The following is a 20,420-nucleotide window of genomic DNA, read 5'->3' on the forward strand; positions in this document are numbered from 1 at the left end:
GATTCAATAATTTGTAAGCAAACAAAGTTAAAATTTGATTTAAAACCTGCTTTCTTCTTGTCCATAAAATTACGATGTTCAACTTCAACTTTCATGAAATTGATGGAATGTTAACAAATGTTCACCCCACATTTTCAAATATCACTTCGGCATCATTAAAATTCATTAAGAATATAGATTAAAACATTGAAATTTAACAAGGTAGGTCGTTTTTTAACATTGTTGTAACGTTACCAAAACCTCAAGCTGCATACTTTAGGTGGATTCTACACAATAACTCATTCATTAATTAAATCAAACAACGAACAATGAAGAAATTTTACTCGGCCTTGTCGGCCACAATGATCACAGCGGTACTTTTTATGACAAGTACGGCAACGGCGCAATTGGACTTTCTGCCTCGGGGCAGCCAGATGGCAAAAGTGTCCCAACGTATTGGTACCACAGATGTCTCTATTATCTATTCAAGACCCAGTGTAAATGATAGGGAAATATGGGGCGTCTTGGTTCCGTATGGCATGAACAATCTCGGATTTGGAACGGCCACCGAATCGCCATGGAGAGCAGGAGCCAATGAAAACACGGTGTTCAAGACCACACATGACCTTACCATTGGCGGAAAGACCCTTCCTGCCGGAAAGTATGGATTGCACATGATTGTCAATGAAGACAATACGGCCACAATCATATTTTCCAATAACCATGAAGCTTGGGGCAGCTATTTTTACGACCCTTCCGAGGATGCCCTTCGGGTGGATGTGGAGACCAAGGAAATTCCGCATGTTGAGCTACTCACGTATACTTTTGACGAAGTTGGGCCAAATTCGGCAACTGTGTCATTAAGCTGGGAGAAAAAGCAAATTCCATTTACCATTGAAACGGATGTCACGGGCAACGTTATGGCTGAAATCCGTCAGCAACTGCAAACTTCCCCCGGATTTAACCGACAAACCTGGGAGCAGGCCGCTGGGTATGCGCTGAACAATGGGGGCGATTTGGATGAAGCACTGGGCTGGGTCAATGCCGCCATTGAGGGGCAGTTTTTCAGTCAGAAGAATTTCAATAACCTAAGTTTGAAATCCCAGATTTTAGAGCGACAAGGAAAAACAGCCGAAGCCAAAGCGGTTATGGATGAAGCCATGCCTTTGGGAACTATTTTAGAGATTCACAGTTACGGCAGACAATTAATTGCCCAAAACAGAAGCGAAGAAGCACTGGAAGTTTTTAAGTGGAATGCCAAAAACCACAAAAATACTTGGCCGGTGGATTATGGTCTGGCACGAGGGTATTCCGCAGTTGGCAACTACAAAACGGCACTAAAACACCTTAAAATTGCCGAGGGCAGGGCTCCGGATGAACTGAATAAAAATGCCATTGTGGCCAATATCACCAAACTGGAAGAAGGAACGGATATCAATTAGAAAGTTATAGCGAAGTAGAAGCATAAGCCCGGCGAAAGCTGGGCTTTTTAGCTGATATAATTCCAAATCGTCTTGTTTTGCATCATTTTGGTATAGGCTCTAAGAATCGGGGCATTTTCTGGTTTTTCTAGCCTTGGGTCATCCTTCAGCAATTGGATGGCATGGTACCGGGCCGTTTTTAAGATTTGGTTGTCCTTTACAATATCGGCAATCTTTAAGGTGAGCAAACCGCTTTGTTGGGTGCCCATTAGATCCCCGGGGCCACGGAGTTTTAAATCCACTTCGGCAATTTCAAAGCCATCATTGGTGCGCACCATGGTCTGCAGCCGGGTTTTGGCATCTTCGGATAGTTTGTGGCCCGTCATCAGAATACAAAAACTCTGCTCCGCACCACGACCCACGCGACCACGAAGCTGGTGCAGTTGCGAAAGCCCAAACCGCTCGGCACTTTCAATGATCATCACTGAGGCATTGGGCACATTCACCCCGACCTCAATGACTGTGGTAGCCACCATAATCTGGGTCTCACCTTTCACAAAACGCTCCATTTCATAATCCTTATCAGCAGGTTTCATTTTGCCATGGACAATGGATATTTGATATTCGGGCATGGGAAATTCTCGGGCAATGCTTTCATAGCCGTCCATCAAATCCTTGTAATCCAACGCTTCGGATTCTTGAATCAATGGATAGACGATGTAGACCTGTCGCCCTTTTTTGATTTCATCTTTGATGAACTTGAACACTTTTAACCGATTACTGTCATACCGATGAACGGTCTTCACGGGTTTCCGTCCCGGAGGAAGCTCATCAATGACCGAGACATCCAAATCGCCATACAAGCTCATGGCCAAGGTTCTGGGAATCGGCGTGGCCGTCATGACCAAAATATGGGGAGGCGCCCCCCTGGTTCCCCCATTTGGGGTTTGGGGCGGGCTTCCTTTATGCCAAAGCTTGGAGCGTTGCGCCACCCCAAACCGATGTTGCTCATCCACAATGGCCAACCCCAAATTTTTAAACTGCACCTTGTCTTCCAGAACAGCGTGGGTGCCTACCAAAATGTTGAGATTCCCATTTTCCAATTGGTTGTGTAAAAGGGTTCGTTCCGATTTTTTTGTGGAACCCGTCAACAAGGCAATTTTTACGTCCATTTTGCCCAGCAATTCTTTCAAACCATTGTAGTGTTGAGTGGCCAAAATTTCTGTAGGCGCCATCAAACAGGCCTGAAAGCCATTGTCCATGGCCAGCAACATGCACATTAAGGCCACGATGGTCTTTCCGGAACCCACATCCCCCTGAAGCAAACGGTTCATTTGGGCGTTGCTGCCCAAATCGCCCCGAATTTCCTTGATGACCCGTTTTTGGGCATCGGTCAGTTCAAAAGGCAGATGATTTCCGAAGAAAGAAGTGAAATTTTCCCCAACGTTTTCAAAAGGCAGTCCTTTTATTTTGTGTTTACGTATCAGTTTTTTGGAAATCAGTTGGAGCTGCACATAAAACAGTTCTTCAAATTTCAACCGGAATTGGGCCTTGGCCAATAGTTCCTGATTTTTGGGAAAGTGGATATTAAAAAGCGCCTCACTTTTGGATATCAGTCGCAGTTCTTCCATTATGGGTTGGGACAACGATTCCGGAAACTGCCCTTTGGACTCCATGAACAATTGCTGCATCATCTTTCCCACCACCCGATTGGTGATTCCCTTTGCGCTCAACTTTTCCGTGGAGGGATAAATGGGCTGCATGGCCACCTTTAATCCTTTTTGATGTTCCGAGAGCAGTTCCATTTCGGGGTGGGGCATGGAAAAGGTGCTGCCGTATTTGGAAATTCGTCCAAAAACCACGTAAGGCTCATTGATTTTCAAGTTTTCCCTGATCCACTTATGGCCTCGGAACCAAACCAGCTCCATTTGCCCAGTGTCATCCACAAAAGTCGCCACCAAGCGTTTCCCCCGTTTTTGCTCCACCGTTTTTAAGTGGATGATTTTACCGACCACTTGCACATCGGCACCACTGGGTTGTAGCTGATTGATTTTGTAATAGCTGGTGCGGTCCAAATACCGATTGGGAAACAGATGAAGCAGGTCCCTGTAGGTCTCAATCCCCAGCTCAGCCTTGAGTATATCGGCCCTGTTGGGGCCAACACCTTTTAAATAGGGTATGGGAGTTTGCAAAAAATTGGGATTCATCAAACTAAAATATGTAATTTGGAAGGACTTTTGATAGTATGACGGTATGAAGCGAACCCCATTTCTTGTTTTTTTTCTTCTCATGCAGTTGCTTTCCGCCCAGGTTCAGGATAAGGTAGACTTTACCCATGCCGAGGTTTTTGTCGAACCAATTCCAGAGGAAAAGAAAATAAATGGGTCGGTCACCTATCGGTTTGATGTGCTCAAAGATGTGGATTCTATCTTTTTGGATGCCCATGATATTGATTTCTCTTCTGTTCTATTGGATAAGAAAAGTGTACCCTTTACGAGTACTGGAAGTACAATCTCCATTTCAGAAAAATTTAAAAAGGGAGACACCCATTCCATAGAACTGCGATATACAGCCCACCCTAAGCAAACAGTTTACTTTTTGGGATGGGATGATGACACGAAAGGTGATGAGCAAATCTGGACCCAAGGCCAAGGCAAATACACCAGCCATTGGTTGCCCAGTTTTGATGATATGAACGAAAAAGTAGAGTTTGATATCAGCATAAAGACAAAAAAGAACCTCACCGTTTTTGCCAACGGAAAGCTCTTGGACAAAAAGGAGTATGTAAACAATGGGATTACTTGGCGCTACGACATGAAAGAACCCATGAGCAGTTACCTTGTAGCTTTTGCCATTGGTAATTTTGAAAAGGAGACCATGCTGTCAAGTTCTGGGGTGCCCATTGAGCTCTATTACGAACCCAAAGACAGTCTAAAAGTTGAACCCACGTATCGATACACCCAACATATTTTTGATTTTTTGGAAAAGGAGATAGGTGTTCAGTATCCCTGGCAGAACTATAAGCAAATTCCCGTACAGGATTTTTTGTATGCCGGAATGGAAAATACCGGAGCCACCATTTTTTCCAACACCCTTGTGGTGGATTCCATTGCATTTAAGGATAAAAATTATGTCAATGTCAATGCGCACGAGTTGGCCCACCAGTGGTTTGGGGATTTGGTCACGGAGCAGAGTGGGGAACACCATTGGTTGCACGAAGGGTTTGCCACATTCTATGCCTATTTGGCCGAAAAAGATATTTTCGGGGACGAATACTACTACTGGCACCTGTTGGAAACGGCACAGGCACTGGCCAACTTTTCAGGGGAGGGCAATGGAGAAGCCTTGACCAATTCCAGTGCAGGAAGCCTTACTTTTTATGAGAAAGGAGCTTGGGCCTTGGTAATGCTGAAAGAAAGGGTGGGGGATGCCAATTTTAAGCAGGGCATCAAGAATTATCTGAATACGTATGCCTATCAAAATGTCACTATTCCCGATTTTATGTGGGAAATGGAAAAAGCCTCGGGAGTGAAACTTTCAGATTTTGAATCGGTTTGGCTGCAAGAATCGGAATTCCCTTTTGAGGAGGTGAAACGTTTCTTGATGGAGAAAAGTCCTTCCGTCAAAAGCTATTTTGAGTTACAAAACCAGATTGGGGGAGATTTGGAATCCGCAGAGACAATTTTACAAGAAAAGTGGGCCACTTTAAATTCCGAACAGTTGAAACACCATTTGGTTTTGGATTATGGAAGTAAGTTCTCCACCTCCACCATTTCCAAAATGTTGAAAACGGAAAATCTGAAAGTGCGGCAAGCACTGGCCTTGTCCACGGAAAAAATTCCCCAAGAAATCCAGTTGGATTTTGAGACCCTTTTGGAGGATGAAAGTTATGTTACTTTGGAATCTGCTCTATATAAGCTCTGGACTGATTTTCCAGAGAGCAGACAGCAATATCTGGACGAAACAGATGGGATCATGGGATTTTCCAATAAAAATATCCGATTACTTTGGTTGACCTTGGCCTTGGTGACACCGGAATATAATGCAGAATTAAAGCCCAGCTATTTTGAAGAACTCAGCAATTATACCAGCTCGGAATTCCATTTTGAGGTGCGGTTGCTGGCATTTCAATATCTAAAAAGTATCGGGGGTTTCAACGATGCATCATTGCGGAATTTAGTCGAGGCCTGCAGCCACCATGTTTGGCATTTTAAAAAATCATCGCGGAAAATTTTAAAGGAATTTTTAAAGAGCGAGGGCAGCATGGCACGATTAAAGGCCCTTTATCCTTTGTTAAACCAAGAAGAACAGCAATATTTGGACAAAACTTTGGGTAAATGAGGGCATTGGTCATTTCAGGCGGTGGGAGCAAGGGTGCTTTTGCGGGTGGCGTTGCACAGTTTTTAATTCAGGAGGCCCGACACAAGTATGATATTTTTGTGGGCACTTCCACGGGAAGCCTTTTGATATCCCATTTGGCGCTCAACAAATTGGATAAGATCAAGGAAATTTATTCTTCGGTAAATCAAGAAAGTATTTTCAATAATTGCCCTTTTTTGATCAAGAAAAAGCACGGGGTGGAAATCATTGCCATCAATCACTGGAACGTGGTGAAGAATTTTATCCGGGGAAAAAAGACCTTTGGCGAGAGCGAGAACCTACGTAAACTCATCCGCGAATCCATAACCGTTGAGGAGTTCAATGAATTGAAGAAAAGTGATATGGATGTGGTGGTCACGGTATCCAATCTGTCTTTGAATCAAGTGGAATACAAATCCATTAACGATTGTACCTACGATGAATTTTGCGATTGGATTTGGATTTCTTCCAATTACACCCCTTTTATGAGCTTGGTCAAAAAAAACGGATGTGAATATGCCGATGGGGGATTGGGCAGTTTGGTGCCCATTGAGGAAGCCCTTAGTAGGGGAGCAACAGAAGTTGATGTAGTGGTCTTGCACACCGAGGTGAACCATTTAAACCGCATGTCGGCCAAAAACCCATTTGATTTGATTACCACCATTTTCAGTTTTATGCTAGATCGGATAGAGAACCAGAACGTCCGAATCGGTAAGTTGGTGGCCAATCAAAAAGATGCCATCATCAATTTTTACTACACACCAACCGTATTGACCACAAATTCCTTGATATTCAATAAGGAGCGAATGACCTTGTGGTGGAAAAGGGGCTACCTATATGCCAAGAACAAGAACGAGGAAACCAGTCCTATTGACCCGGAACGCCAAGAATAGGCAGGAGCTAATCCCAAAGTTCGCTCACTTCCTTTTTTACAAAGGCCAGAGCCGTATTGGAAGGTGATTGTTTCTCCATGGTCTGGTTGAGGATGTCCTCCCGCAATTTGTCAGGGGAGTCCGTTTCACTCATTCCAGCCGAACGAATGATCTGTATGGTGGCATTTTTTGCAGCTTTGATGATGTTCCAACACTCTTCCGACATATAGATCTGTTGGGAAAGATTGTGTTCAAACTCCGTTTCAACTTGTTTGATGAGCAGGTTTTCGTAATCCCTTTTGTCTTTTCCCTTTGGAGCAACACGCACTACTAAGCTGTTAATGGCAATTCGCTCCAAAAAAAGAGCCATACGCTCATAGGCTTGAAGGCGTACAGGAAGCGTTTCTTTTTGGGAATCTTTGTGCAAAAGGAACCGTCTCCGACCGTCTTCGTTTCGGGTATGGAGTCTGAAAAAATAAAAGGCAATGGCCCCAGTTACAACCGCGGGCAATAAGTACGCAAAAAGTTGAAGGATGTCATCTCCACTCATAGGATAGTTTGGTTTTTTATTGATTTTACACAACAAGAACGCACCAGACCTCTAAAAAGTATTTCATCCTGCAATCTTATTGGGCAGCCTTGGCACTTTCCTTGGCCTTGGCATAAAATCCCTTGTAATCCGGTTGCAATTTAATGTTGATGCCCTCTTTAAAGTTTCCATCCCTGGCCGAGATCAAAATGCGGTCACTGGAAACTCCTAAGTTGCCCACCAATTCTTTGGACACAGAAGCAACTTGATCAAAAGTTGGGCTGAATTCCCCCGTAATGTTCAACCCTTCCACCTCAGTTTTGAAATTGGGGTTGGCCAAAATAACTTTGGAAACATTGGTCAACCATGCTTTTCCTTCTTCTGTCAGTTCTGAAGAAGTATCTGAGCCAAACAGGTTATCAAGACTACTGGAAATCACAACAGTGCCTTCGGCCACACTTACATTGGCATTTTCGCCCAAGGTTTGCTTAATGCGGGTCAAGGAAACAATGGCCGTGGAATCGTTCGCTGAAATCATGTTATTGATGCCGCTCAATTGTTTCTCCTTACGCGCAAGGGCCGCCATGGCTCTGTCCACATTATTGGAACTCTGTTTGGACAATTCTGAGAAACTGCTCAGGTTGCCCAACAGGGTAGCATTTGCATCGCGCAAGCCGGCATTTTCAACCTCTAACGTTTCTGCCTTGGCATTGCTGGAAGAAATTTCACGTTTAGCTTTGGCGAGCTCTTGTTCAACCTCAGAAAGCTTTGATTTTAAATCATCAATTTCTGCAATGAGGTCACTTTTTCTTTGAGCAAACGCCGTGGCGGTTAGAACAAGAAATAGAATAATGGGTAACTTTTTTTTCATAAGTAGTATTATTTTCTTTGGTCGTCAATTTCTATTTGGGGCTAAATTATAATGTTTTTTCCAAACTGGGCTTACCACCCAAGAAGGAACAATCATAAAGTTCCTGCATGGAAGAAAAGGCAACTTGGTCTTTTTTGTAGCTGTACACCGCCTCCAAATCGCTGCTAAGATAATCATCATCTACGTTCACTTGGATATCACTCATCTTAAATTGACAGGGATGTTCATAACCAGCGGCATGGGTGATTTCCAAAAATTCTTTCCGAAAAGTCTTAAAATATTGGGCCAATCGGTCGGATTTTAAAGGTACATTGATACCATTCTGCAACCATTTGTTTTGGGTGGCCACGCCAGAGGGGCATCGGTTGGTATGGCATATCTGTGCCTGAATGCATCCAATGCTCATCATGGCTTCCCGGGCCACATTTATACAATCCACGCCCATGGAAAAGGCCATTGCCGCCTTGGCGGGAAATCCCAATTTTCCGCTGCCAATAAAGACAATGCGTTCTGTTAGTCCCATGTCCTTAAATATTTTATAAACCGATGAAAAGGCATAGGTCCATGGCAAAGAAACATGATCGGCAAAACTGGGAGGTGCTGCCCCGGTACCACCTTCACCGCCATCAATGGTGATAAAATCCGGCCCTTTTCCTGTTTTTTTCATAAGATTGGCCAATTCTTCCCATTGCTCCAACTTTCCGACTGCCCCTTTGATGCCAACGGGCAAGCCAGTTTCTTCGGCAATGGCTTCTATCAACTCCAAAAGCTCGGCAATGGAGCTGAACGCCTTGTGCGTGGCAGGGGAAAGGACATCTTTTCCTACCTCAACCCCCCTGATTTCTGCTAGCTCATGGGTGATTTTGGCTCCGGGCAACACCCCGCCTTTGCCGGGTTTGGCCCCTTGGGAAAGTTTTATTTCCACAGCTTTGATACATGGATTTTCATCCACAAGGATTTTCATCTTTTCCATGGAAAAATTTCCATCTCGTGTACGCACCCCAAAATATCCAGTACCAAAATGAAAAATAACATCGCCACCTTGCTTGTGATAGGGGGAAAGACCGCCTTCACCCGTATTATGATAGGCACCACACTTTTTTACGCCATTGTTCAGGGATTCCACTGCAGCAGCGGAAAGGGAACCAAAACTCATCGCCGATACATTGATTATCGATGCTGGGCGATACGGCTTTTTACGTTTGTTGTATGCCCCAATGACTTTGGCGCAGGGAATAAAATAGGGATCTTTGATATTCGGATGCCTTTCGGGCAGTTGATATGCGATCATGGCGTTTTTCACAAATATGTGTTGGTGCGCATAAATGTCCCTTTCGGTCCCAAAGCCCTCATAATTGTTTTCTTTTTTGGCCGAAGCATAGATCCAACTACGCTCAATGCGGTTGAACGGGAGCTCTTCACGGTTGTTGGCCACAAAATATTGGCGCATTTCGGGCCCAATACTCTCCAACCAGTACCGCAAATGCCCCACGACGGGAAAATTATGGCTTATGGTATGAGCCCTTTGGAAAAAGATATCCCGAATGGCCACCAATAACAGAAAAATCAGTATCCATGCCCACCATGCAATACTGCCCAAAAAGTCCAGTAGGGAATCCATTTTACATGTTCAAATAGTCAAGGGTCAATTGGGTCATCGCCTTTACACCCAACAAAAGCCCACTGTCATCAATTTTAAAGTCTGGGGTGTGGTGCGGAAAGGATTCCGTGGTTCCGGGCGACATTCCCCCCAAAATAAAGAAGAGACCGGGCACTTTTTCTTGAAAATAGCTGAAATCCTCAGCGCCGGTAATGGCTTTATGGACGGAAATGTTGTCCTTCCCAGCCGCTTTTTCCAAACTGGGGACCATTTTAGCCGTCAAGTCCAAATCATTGAAAGTAATGGCAGTGGAAGTGGTGATTTCAATATCGGCGTCACCACCATAGGCTTTGGCAATAGCGGGAACCATTTCCATCATACGTTTGTTGATGTGTTTTTGCATGTCGTAATCCAAGGTTCTGATGGTCCCGATCAATTCCGCACTTTCTGGAATGATGTTGAAGCGAACCCCACTGGTGACTTTACCAACTGAAATTACAGCGGCTTCATTCGTCAGGTCAGTTTCCCGGCTGATAATGGTCTGGAGCCCGTCAATAATTTTGGCACTGATCAAAATAGGGTCAACCCCGCCCCAAGGTTGTGAACCATGGGTCTGTTTTCCCTTTACATTTATCACAAAACGCTGAGCGGATGCCAAGGCACCGCCTGGTTTATATTTGATGGTGTTGATAGGTGTTTGTGAGTTGATATGAAGCCCAAAAATGGCATCCACATCCGGCTTGGTGAGCACGCCTTCCTTCACCATCAATTTGGCACCGCCTTCTTCTCCCGGAGGTGCTCCCTCCTCAGCAGGTTGGAAAATGAACTTTACCGTTCCTTTGATCTTATCCTTGTTTTTTGAAAGCACTTCGGCGACACCCATTAAAATGGCAGTGTGGGTATCATGTCCACAGGCATGCATCACTCCGACTTCTTTACCCAAGAATTCTGAGGTTACTGTTGATTTGAAGGGTAAATCATTGCGCTCGGTTACGGGGAGTGCATCAATATCTGCGCGTAGGGCTACCACTTTTCCGGGTTTATTGCCCTTCAGAAGGCCAACGACACCTGTATGGGCCACGCCTGTTTGGACTTCAATCCCCAAGGATTTTAGATGATTTGCAATCTTTTCTGCCGTTTTGAACTCCCGGTTACTGAGCTCGGGATGTTCGTGGATGTCACGCCGCCATTCGATTACTTTTGATTCAATTGCTGCGATATCTTTGCCTACGCCATAATCTTGGGCATAGATTGACGCACTTGCTGTTAGTAGTGTTAAGGCTATAATTTTCTTCATAATGTAGAGTTAGTTATAATTTCATAAGACGGTATCCGTCGTTTTGCAATTGAATCAGTGCCGTCATGGCCGAAAGGGCAATTTTTTCCCCTGGAATAAGGTCTTCCTTCGGAACATGACGGGATTTTGAGGACTGGCCACAAAGGATGACTTCAACCCCGGCATCCATAAGACTTTGTAGCATGTTGGCATTGGGATTGTCCACTCCAAATCGTTTTTTGTGTGCTTCATTGGTCACAATATTGGTTGTGGCCGTACCGTGTATGATCAGGGCCGCCTTCAATTGGGAGGCAGGTACGCCGTTTTGGGCATGCATGTTCAAAAAACGGGCAGCAGTCTCTATACTTTTATTGATTTCTTCATGGGAATCCGGACCTGTGGCCACATCAAAAACGACTTTGAACTCCTCATTGACATTGGTTTTGTAATCTGGGTTCTCAACCACGAAGACTTCACCGTAGTTTTCTATGATGGGGCCTGCTTTTTTCTCTTGGGACACTGCAAAAAGACTGAAGAGTGCACAAAACAAAATGGGGAAACGGTACATTTTCATCAGCAAAGAGGGTTATGGTGTTAAATATATTGATTTCAGATTAAAACACCTCCGTGTTTATAAATATTGAAAGCTTGATTTTAGCATAAGGCCATTATTGGCTAATTTCACACTTACTTTTTAAAAATCCGAGCCTTTGAGTACTTTTTTGGATGAATTGAACGATGCGCAACGGGCCCCTGTATTGCACAAGGATGGGCCTTTGATGGTTATTGCTGGTGCCGGTTCCGGGAAGACCCGGGTTTTGACGTATCGTATTGCCCATTTGATGAACCAGGGTGTGGACTCCTTCAATATCTTGGCGTTGACCTTTACCAACAAAGCGGCCCGTGAGATGAAAAAGCGTATTGCCTCCATTGTTGGGGATTCCGAAGCAAAGAATCTTTGGATGGGTACCTTTCACTCCGTTTTTGCCAGATTGTTGCGGTATGATGGCGATAAATTGGGGTATCCCAGCAACTTTACCATTTACGATACCCAAGATTCACAACGTCTCATTGCTTCCATCATCAAGGAAATGGGATTGGACAAGGATATTTACAAGTACAAGCAGATCCAAAACCGGATTTCATCCTACAAAAACAGTCTGATCACCGTTAAGGCCTATTTTCAGAACCCAGAATTGGTGGAAGCGGACGCCATGGCCAAGCGACCTAGATTGGGAGAGATTTACAAAAATTATGTGGATCGCTGCTTTAAGGCCGGAGCCATGGATTTTGACGACCTTTTGTTGCGCACCAATGAGCTGTTGACCCGTTTTCCTGAGGTTTTGATGAAATATCAGGACAGGTTCCGGTATATTTTGGTGGATGAGTATCAAGATACCAACCACTCGCAGTATCTCATTGTAAAAGCACTGTCTGACCGATACCAGAATATCTGTGTGGTTGGGGACGACGCCCAAAGTATTTATTCGTTCCGAGGGGCGAACATCAGCAATATCCTCAATTTTCAACGGGATTATGATGATGTGGCCGTGTACCGACTGGAACAGAATTACCGTTCCACCAAAAATATTGTCAATGCGGCCAATTCCATCATTGCAAAGAACCGCGACCAGTTGGAGAAAGTGGTCTGGACCTCCAATGATGAAGGCCACAAAATAAGAGTACACCGCAGTGTTACGGACGCCGAAGAAGGCAGATACGTGGCGGGCTCCATTTTTGAAATGAAAATGCAAGAGCAGCTTCAAAATGGGGATTTTGCAGTGTTGTACCGCACCAACTCACAATCACGATCCATTGAAGATGCCCTTCGAAAGCGCGATATCCCGTATCGGATTTATGGGGGACTTTCCTTTTATCAACGTAAGGAGATTAAAGACGTCTTGGCCTATTTGCGTTTGATTATCAACCCAAAGGATGAGGAGGCATTGAAACGTGTCATCAACTTTCCGGCACGGGGCATTGGACAGACGACCATTGATAGACTCATTGTAGCGGCGAATCATTATGATCGCTCCATTTATGAGGTCATGGAGCATTTGGATAAGCTCAATCTGAACATCAATGCAGGTACCAAGCGCAAGTTGGGTGATTTTGTGACCATGATCAAGAGTTTTCAGATCATGAACGAAGGCACCGATGCATTCACCTTGGCCGAACATGTGGCCAAAAAAACGGGGCTGTTGTTGGAGTTCAAAAAAGATGGCACCCCAGAGGGTATTGCCCGAATGCAAAATATTGAGGAACTCTTGAACGGAATCAAGGATTTTGTGGAAGGGCAAAAAGAGCTGGCAGAGGCCACAGGCAGCTTGACCGAGTTTCTGGAAGATGTGGCCCTGGCCACGGATATGGACAAGGACGTTGGAGACGATGACCGCGTTGCCCTGATGACCATTCACTTGGCCAAAGGGTTGGAATTTCCCTATGTGTTTGTGGTGGGGATGGAAGAAGATCTGTTTCCATCAGCCATGAGCATGAGCACCCGAAGTGAGATCGAAGAAGAACGCCGATTGTTCTACGTGGCCTTGACCCGGGCCGAAAAACAGGCTACGCTTACCTATACGCAAAACCGTTACAGATGGGGTAAACTCTTTGATGCGGATCCCAGTCGGTTTTTGGAGGAAATAGATCAACAATATGTGGAAAACCTAACTCCTGTAAACGATGGATATCGGTATAAATCCATGATCGATGCCGATATTTTTGGGGAAGTGGACAAGAGCAGGTTACGGCAGGTGAAACCAAAAAGCGGAACTCCGCCCAGTACCCACAGGCCCAACGAACAGCAGTTACGAAAACTCAGGAAATTAAAACCCGAACTCTCATCCTCCACAACAAACAACAATGCCATTGATCCCAATCTGGCCGAAGGTACTTTGGTGAACCATACCCGTTTTGGCAGGGGCAAGGTGCTCAAGATTGAAGGTTTGGGGAATGACAAAAAAGCTGAGATTCAATTTGAGCAAGGCGGCATGAAAAAATTATTGCTCCGTTTTGCCAAGTTGGAGGTCATCGATAATATATAAATGAATTTTAGGGGCCACGGAATGCATTCCTTTAACTTAATCCACTTTGGATCAAGGATGATAAAATAGTTGACCAAGAGGGCAGGAGGGCGAAAAAATGTTTAAATTCAAGACCACATCTGTTTTGAATACCACACCAAACGCTCTATGAAAAAATTATTTTCCGACTCCTTTTTTTTGGCCACTGCATTAATCGTCGTGGTTCTATTTGGTATAGCAGGCTATCATTTTGAACTGGGTCTACCACCTTTGGTGGGTATGTTGCTTGCCATTTTGATCGGCATTATTCTCCTCATCGGCTTAAAGCTCATTGCTTCATTGGCCAAACCGTTGTTCAAAAAGATTTCGTTTGGCTTCCTGACCACATTTTTAAGTGGATTGCTGGCGTTGGTCATTTTAAAAATGTTCGCATTCCGTTGGCCTTCATTGTTGTTCTATATATTGGTCTTATGGGGTTTTCTGTGTTGTGTGCTCTTAGTTTTGGGGTTGAAAAAGGTTAAAGGCGGAAAGAATAACAAATCTGGATGGGTGATGGTCACCACCTCACTGGTTATAGTGGCACTGGGCCTTTATGGTTTCAACAGTTTGGATGGCGACCCGTATATCAAGGACAAAACACAGCCGAAGAACAACACAAACAGCGCCATGCTTTCGGAAATGGGCGTACAGGATCCATCCCAAAAAGGTCCGTTTGAGGTGGAAACTTTTACATATGGCAGTGGAACAGACGCAAAACGACCTGAATATGCTGAAGCGGTCCAGATTAAGACCCCCACTGTAAATGCTTCCCGATTGTTGCCGGAATGGAAGGGCAAAAAAAAGAAGTGGCGCGAAAAATTTTGGGGCTTTGGGGTGGAAAATTTTCCGTTGAATGGCAGGGTCTACATGCCCAAGGGGGATGGGCCTTTCCCGTTGGTGCTTATAGTGCATGGAAACCATAGCATGGTCGATTATTCCGATGCGGGATATGCCTATCTCGGGGAACTATTGGCCAGCAGGGGTTCCATTGCCGTGTCGGTGGATCAAAATTTTATTAACGCACATTGGTCTGGAGATTTTAGGGGGAAAGAAATGCCGACAAGGGGTTGGCTTTTGTTGAAACACTTGGAACAATGGAAAAAGTGGAACAGCGGAGAGGAGCCCGATTTAGCCGGTAAGGTAGACATGGGCAACATTGTTCTGGTAGGCCATTCCAGGGGAGGTGAGGCTGTTTCCATTGCAGCTGCTTTTAACGAGCTGGAACGATTTCCAGATAATGCCCAGGAAACCTTTGATTTTGGTTTCGGCATTAAAGGCATCATAACGGTTGCGCCTACGGATTATCGGTATGAGCGGGAAATCACGCTTAAAAATATCAATTACCTATCCTTGCAAGGTGCCTACGATTCTGACGAGGTGAGCTTTTGGGGGATGCGCCCCTACCGCAGATTGCATTTTACGGATGATTTTAAAGGATTTAAGGCGGGGGTGTATATGAACCACGCCAATCACGGTCAGTTTAATTCCAGTTGGGGACGTTCCGATTTTGGAGCACCCTTGAAATGGTTGTTGAACCTAAAACCTTTGGTTTCCGGGGAAGAACAGCGACAAATGGCAAAGGTTTACATCAGTGCTTTTGTGGAGACCGTGTTAAAAGGAAAGAATGCGTATCGTACCGTTTTTAAAAGTGCGGATGGTATCAAGGATTGGTTGCCCAATGAGATGTATTTGAGCCAATATGCGGATGCTTCCAAAAAAACACTACTGGATTTTGAGGATGATTTGGATGTGACCTCTGGTAAAGAAAATGTTCAAATACGTGCAGAAAACTTCAAGATATGGCGGGAAGAAGGGTTAAAGTCACGGGATGATGGGAAGCAGGAAAACAATGCGCTGGTTTTGGGGTGGAAATATGGAAAACAGTCAAAAAAGGATTCCTTGCCGCAATACCATATCAATTTACAGAAAGAATTGAAAGATTTTAGTGCTGTAGACACCTTGGCATTATCCGTTGGTGTGGGAGATATTTCCGAATTGGACCTTACAGAAAAGGAGAATGATCTTTCAGATTCTGGGTTCAACTTCAGCATCGTCCTAAAAGATAGTTTGGGCAACAAGGCTTCCGTTGATTTGGCCAGCACAAATAGTTTACCGGTTCCCATAAAGACCAAATTCACCAAATTTCAATTTTTGGACAGGGAAATGATGGGAAAGGATTGGGAGGTTCAATTGAAGAGCTGTTACATGCCCATTTCATTGTTTTCAAGCAAAAATGACAGCTTGGACTTAAGTAAGTTGTACACCATCAGTTTGGTATTTGATAAAGATTCCCTGGGTGTAGTGGTGCTGGATGATATTGGTTTTTATGGGGATGGAAAATTACCGGAAAAACCGCCCATTTTGGATTAAAAATCATTCAAAAATATATTCCCCATCCTCAGAAGTCAAGGGTTGCTGGGCAATAGCGGCATACATGGTTTTGGGAAGGGATTTACCATTTTCAATTGCCAAACATGCTTCAAGGTTTTGTTCATTGCAGCGAATTGCAATGGAACTTTCGCCATTTGGAAAGATATAGGACTCTTCAATTCCATCCTTTCGAATGACATAGGCACTCAATTGATATTGGTGTGCAATGGTGGAGGTATTCTTTAATCCACCAAGGATATAGGTGGGCACTCCTGAACCGTCATGGATCACATCCAATTGATCATAAATGGATGGGTCGCCATACAGGGATGAGGGGGCAAATCTGTCCGCTCTAACATAAAAAGCTATGTTTTTGATTGGAAACTCCTTTTTTCGTGTGGCCCAAGAGAACACTCCAAATTTTTCATCGTCCGAAAGAATAAAAGAAAAATCATGCTTTTTGGTAGGGAAGTAGGTTTGTATTTCCTTCAAAAGTTGAGGGCTTTTTATGTTGCGCTCAATGGTTTGCCTAATGTTTTCATTGATGGTCACTACGGATTCTTGGAAATCACTGTCGGTAGTTTTTTTATTTTGCAATGATGCAAATAAACCATCCAAATGGTCAACAAGGGCTTTGCCACTATCTAATCTTTGATGTTGTTTTTTTGTTTCCTGTAAAGTGCAGTTCAGTAGAATAGGAAGCAACAACAGTATGGCGATGCTTCGTGGGCGATTTAGTTTCATTTTGTCTTTAAATAAGGTCATATGCAAAGTTGTGTTTTTTGGTTCAAGTGGAATGCTACAAATGCATGGATGCCCTTCCTGAATTGACGTGTTCCATGTTTGGCACAAGATGTATACCTGGTGAATGGTTGTTTCTGCAAGACAGTTTTAACACTTTCTGTTGACTTATATCATGCAATGTGCCCCTAAACTTCTTTACTTTGTATGGTATAGGTAAAATGGTATGGCGGAGTTCATAAAACTTTATGAGGAGAACCCAAATCCGAGGCAGATTGAAAAGATTGGCAATGTGCTTCGGAAAGGAGGTCTTGTCATATATCCTACGGATACAGTATACGGTTTGGGGTGCGATATTACCAACTCCAAGGCATTGCAACGCATTGCCCGGATAAAGGGAGTGAAGTTGGAAAAGGCCAATTGGTCTTTTGTCTGTGCCGATTTGAGCAACTTGTCGGACTATGTACGGCAGATAGATTCGTCCACTTTTAAGATCTTAAAACGGACGTTGCCGGGGCCGTACACATTCATTTTGCCGGGGAACAACAATCTGCCAAAAGATTTTAAGAAGAAAAAGACCGTGGGGATACGGGTACCGGACAATAACATTGCCAGGGCCTTGGTCACGGAATTGGGCAACCCCATTGTATCCACTTCCATTCATGATGAAGATGATATTTTGGAATATACCACGGATCCTGAACTTATTTTTGAGAAATGGCAAAATCTGGTGGATGTTGTGATTGATGGCGGATATGGGGACAATGTAGCTTCTACCGTAATTGACCTTTCGGAAGGTGTTCCGAAGGTGGTTAGGGAAGGAAAGGGAAGTTTGGACATATTGTAGCATAAAAAAAAGCGGCCTTTTCGGGCCGCTTTTACTTTTTTTGGGTTCAGGAAAATATTACATGCCTGTACCACCAATGGCTGGATCTTTCATGCCTTCTTCGATCATATTGTAGAACTGATCGATTTTTGGAAGTACCACAATACGGGTCCTTCTGTTTTTGGCTCTGTCCGCAGAAGTATCATTGCTAACAAGCGGTACGTAGTAGCTACGTCCGGCAGCTGTCATTCTAGCAGGATCTACACCAAAATCGTTCTGAAGAATTCGAACAACGGATGTTGCTCTTTTGGCACTCAAATCCCAGTTGTCCAATAGAACTCCGCTACGGTAGGGTACGTTGTCGGTATGACCTTCAACCATAAATTCAAAATCAGGTTTGTTGTTCACCACTTTGGCCACTTTGCCCAATACTTCCTTAGCTGCATTGGTTACATTGTAGCTTCCGCTTCTAAACAATAGCTTGTCGGAAATGGATACGAATACCACACCTTTTTCAACGCTGATTTCAATATCTTCATCATCCAAGTTGCCCAGTACGCCTTTCAAGCTCTGTACCAAGGCAAGGTTTACAGAATCCCTACGGGTTACGGCATTTTGTAATTTTCTGATGGTAAGGTCTTTTTCTTGAAGGCTCTCAAGGGATTTTTCAAGGTTTTCAGCACCTTTTGTGGTAAGTGTGGTCAAATTGCCCATATTATTGATGAGCTCTTGGTTGTTCGCTTTCAAAAATGCGTTTTGATCTTCGAGGGTTTTCAACCTTGAGCTAGCAGTAGCTTTTTCCTCCAAACAGTCATTTAGTTTAACTGTAGCAGAATTCAATAAATCTTGGGTTTCTTTATGTTTTGCTTCAAGATCAGCGTATTTTTTTTGAGATACGCATGATGATAATAAAACGGCCATGGCCAGTGTTCCTAGAAAAACTTTTTTCATAGTTCAGAGTATAATTTAAGGATTGTTAGATATATCAATGTTAAAATTTGTTGACCAAAATTAGACAAAAAGCAAAGTTTCTATATTTCGGCACAGTTAATCTTTTACTAAAATGTTAAAATTCTTCACTTGATTTACGAAATGGGACCAGACTATGGATGTCGTGGTATAGTACTTTAATATAAAATTAGCTTTTTCCCTTTTCTTGTAAAGTCCCTTAAAGTTACCATAAAAACTGATATGTGCACGCAGAATGGCCCAACAATGTTCAAACTTCAATTGAAAAATAAAGCGGAGGGCGGCAATACCGTCCAGTAACAATCGAAAAAAGATTATGGGAAATGCCTTTTTGGTGGGTAAATTCTTGGTGATGGAATACAATGAGTTCCTAAAATTCAAGAAAGTTTTCTTTGGATTCATGTTGCTCAGGGTTGAGCCTCCCAGGTGATACACATGGCTTTTTCCCACATAAAGGACCTTGTGCCCGGCATTTTTTGCCCTCCAGCAAAGATCCACTTCCTCTTGGTGGGCAAAATAATCCTCATCAAACCCCCCGAGAGATTTAAAGACATCGCTCTTAATGAACATACACGCCCCCGTGGCCCAGAAAATTTCCGTGATGTCATCATATTGCCCCTCATCCTTTTCCAAGGCCTGGAATATTCTGCCCCTACAAAAAGGATAGCCCAACATATCAATGAAACCACCTGCGGCTCCGGCATATTCAAAATATTCCGGGTTCTTGAGGTCCAATATTTTAGGCTGGATGATGGCAGCTTCGGGAAAAGTGTTGAAAGCCTCACGAATGGGTTCCAACCAATTTGGGGAGACCTCCACATCTGAGTTCAACAAGCAGAAAATATCGGCTTCAATATGTTTTAATCCATCATTGTAGCCTTTGGCAAAACCGCCATTTTCAGCATTTTGGACAATTCCGATTGTGGGATATTCCTTTTCCAAAAAGGCAACGGAACCATCCGAACTGGCATTGTCCACCACATAAATATCCGCTCCTGCGGAGTGGGACATGACCGAGGGAAGGAATTTCTTGAGCAGGGATTCCCCGTTCCAATTGAGTATGACTACGGCGATTTTCAAAACGAGGGCAAATTAACGGCTAAAATCAGGAATATCCTTCAAAAACGTATATTTTTCATTCTCATGGTCCATTTGGCAATAGTAATGCTCCAAGCCATTGGTCACCATTAAATAATTGGATTGCAGTTGGTAATTGTAGCGGGCAATCTGATCAAAAGTCGATTGATCTATTTTTACCTCAGGCGCTTTGCATTCCACCAAAAGAAAAATAGTGCCATCCGGATTGAAAATCACGATATCATATCTTTTCTTCATTCGGTTCACCATCAATTGCTTTTCCACATTGATCAGGCTCTTCGGGTAATTTCTTGTGAAGACCAGAAAATGCAACACATGCTGGCGCACCCACTCCTCGGGTTGCAACAAAACAAATTTTTTGCGGATGCCATCAAAAATGTAGCGTCTATTTTGGCTATTTTTGATTCGGAACGAATACGAGGGAAAGTTCAAAGGTTGCATTGGACA

The 20,420-nt window shown here is 43.8% G+C and carries 16 protein-coding genes; 6 read left to right on the forward strand and 10 right to left on the reverse strand.

Annotation, left to right across the window (positions count from 1 at the left end; translation table 11 throughout):
* Window positions 1-308 precede the first annotated feature (308 nt).
* Window positions 309-1,421, forward strand: a complete 1,113-nt coding sequence (locus A7D14_RS11560) for a DUF2911 domain-containing protein (RefSeq protein WP_067034537.1) — start codon at window positions 309-311, stop codon at window positions 1,419-1,421.
* 47 nt (window positions 1,422-1,468) lie between these two features.
* Here A7D14_RS11560 and recG read toward each other — a convergent pair whose 3' ends face one another.
* Window positions 1,469-3,607: an ATP-dependent DNA helicase RecG gene (gene recG / locus A7D14_RS11565; protein WP_067034540.1), complete on the reverse strand. Its 2,139-nt coding sequence runs from the start codon at window positions 3,605-3,607 to the stop codon at window positions 1,469-1,471.
* A 46-nt stretch (window positions 3,608-3,653) separates the two neighbouring features.
* On the opposite strand from recG, the gene A7D14_RS11570 reads away from it, so the two are divergent.
* Entirely contained in the window at window positions 3,654-5,741 is a 2,088-nt protein-coding gene (locus A7D14_RS11570) for a M1 family metallopeptidase (protein ID WP_067034543.1), read from the forward strand.
* On the forward strand, window positions 5,738-6,652 hold the full coding sequence (locus A7D14_RS11575; RefSeq protein WP_067034546.1) for a patatin family protein: 915 nt from the start codon (window positions 5,738-5,740) through the stop codon (window positions 6,650-6,652). The genes A7D14_RS11570 and A7D14_RS11575 overlap by 4 nt, the downstream gene beginning before the upstream one ends.
* Window positions 6,653-6,659: 7 nt before the next feature.
* Here the strand turns inward: A7D14_RS11575 and A7D14_RS11580 are convergent, their stop codons facing one another.
* The 5 genes from A7D14_RS11580 to A7D14_RS11600 all read right to left on the reverse strand — a co-directional run bounded on the left by A7D14_RS11580 (window position 6,660) and on the right by A7D14_RS11600 (window position 11,481).
* Window positions 6,660-7,181: a hypothetical protein gene (locus A7D14_RS11580; RefSeq protein ID WP_067034549.1), complete on the reverse strand. Its 522-nt coding sequence runs from the start codon at window positions 7,179-7,181 to the stop codon at window positions 6,660-6,662.
* A 76-nt stretch (window positions 7,182-7,257) separates the two neighbouring features.
* A complete protein-coding gene (locus A7D14_RS11585; RefSeq protein ID WP_067034552.1) occupies window positions 7,258-8,031 on the reverse strand; it encodes a hypothetical protein in 774 nt (257 codons plus the stop codon).
* Window positions 8,032-8,077: 46 nt separating this feature from the next.
* Complete coding sequence (locus A7D14_RS11590; RefSeq protein WP_067034554.1) at window positions 8,078-9,652, reverse strand: FMN-binding glutamate synthase family protein; 1,575 nt, start codon at window positions 9,650-9,652, stop codon at window positions 8,078-8,080.
* Window position 9,653: 1 nt separating this feature from the next.
* The gene (locus tag A7D14_RS11595) at window positions 9,654-10,928 is read right to left on the reverse strand and encodes an amidohydrolase (RefSeq protein ID WP_067034557.1); all 1,275 of its coding nucleotides are present in this window, start codon (window positions 10,926-10,928) and stop codon (window positions 9,654-9,656) included.
* A 13-nt stretch (window positions 10,929-10,941) separates the two neighbouring features.
* Entirely contained in the window at window positions 10,942-11,481 is a 540-nt protein-coding gene (locus A7D14_RS11600) for a DsrE family protein (RefSeq protein WP_067034560.1), read from the reverse strand.
* A 136-nt stretch (window positions 11,482-11,617) separates the two neighbouring features.
* Here A7D14_RS11600 and A7D14_RS11605 point away from each other — a divergent pair, with 136 nt between their 5' ends.
* Both A7D14_RS11605 and A7D14_RS11610 read left to right on the forward strand, forming a co-directional pair.
* A complete protein-coding gene (locus A7D14_RS11605; RefSeq protein ID WP_067034564.1) occupies window positions 11,618-13,951 on the forward strand; it encodes an ATP-dependent helicase in 2,334 nt (777 codons plus the stop codon).
* A gap of 147 nt (window positions 13,952-14,098) precedes the next feature.
* Window positions 14,099-16,339, forward strand: coding sequence for an alpha/beta hydrolase (locus tag A7D14_RS11610; protein ID WP_067034567.1), 2,241 nt, complete (start codon window positions 14,099-14,101; stop codon window positions 16,337-16,339).
* A gap of 3 nt (window positions 16,340-16,342) precedes the next feature.
* On the opposite strand, the gene A7D14_RS11615 is transcribed toward A7D14_RS11610, so the two are convergent.
* Window positions 16,343-17,104, reverse strand: a complete 762-nt coding sequence (locus A7D14_RS11615) for a hypothetical protein (RefSeq protein WP_067034570.1) — start codon at window positions 17,102-17,104, stop codon at window positions 16,343-16,345.
* A gap of 202 nt (window positions 17,105-17,306) precedes the next feature.
* On the opposite strand from A7D14_RS11615, the gene A7D14_RS11620 reads away from it, so the two are divergent.
* Complete coding sequence (locus A7D14_RS11620; RefSeq protein ID WP_067034573.1) at window positions 17,307-17,927, forward strand: L-threonylcarbamoyladenylate synthase; 621 nt, start codon at window positions 17,307-17,309, stop codon at window positions 17,925-17,927.
* A 57-nt stretch (window positions 17,928-17,984) separates the two neighbouring features.
* On the opposite strand, the gene A7D14_RS11625 is transcribed toward A7D14_RS11620, so the two are convergent.
* The 3 genes from A7D14_RS11625 to A7D14_RS11635 form a co-directional block, all read right to left on the reverse strand.
* The gene (locus A7D14_RS11625; RefSeq protein WP_067034576.1) at window positions 17,985-18,857 is read right to left on the reverse strand and encodes a flagellar motor protein MotB; all 873 of its coding nucleotides are present in this window, start codon (window positions 18,855-18,857) and stop codon (window positions 17,985-17,987) included.
* 96 nt (window positions 18,858-18,953) lie between these two features.
* Entirely contained in the window at window positions 18,954-19,955 is a 1,002-nt protein-coding gene (locus tag A7D14_RS11630) for a glycosyltransferase family 2 protein (RefSeq protein WP_067034579.1), read from the reverse strand.
* A 12-nt stretch (window positions 19,956-19,967) separates the two neighbouring features.
* Window positions 19,968-20,414 carry a type I restriction enzyme HsdR N-terminal domain-containing protein gene (locus tag A7D14_RS11635; protein WP_067034582.1) on the reverse strand — a complete coding sequence of 149 codons (447 nt, stop codon included), beginning with the start codon at window positions 20,412-20,414 and terminating at the stop codon, window positions 19,968-19,970.
* Window positions 20,415-20,420 lie beyond the last annotated feature (6 nt).

It is taken from the genome of Allomuricauda sp. CP2A (assembly GCF_001683915.1).
Classification (GTDB): domain Bacteria; phylum Bacteroidota; class Bacteroidia; order Flavobacteriales; family Flavobacteriaceae; genus Flagellimonas.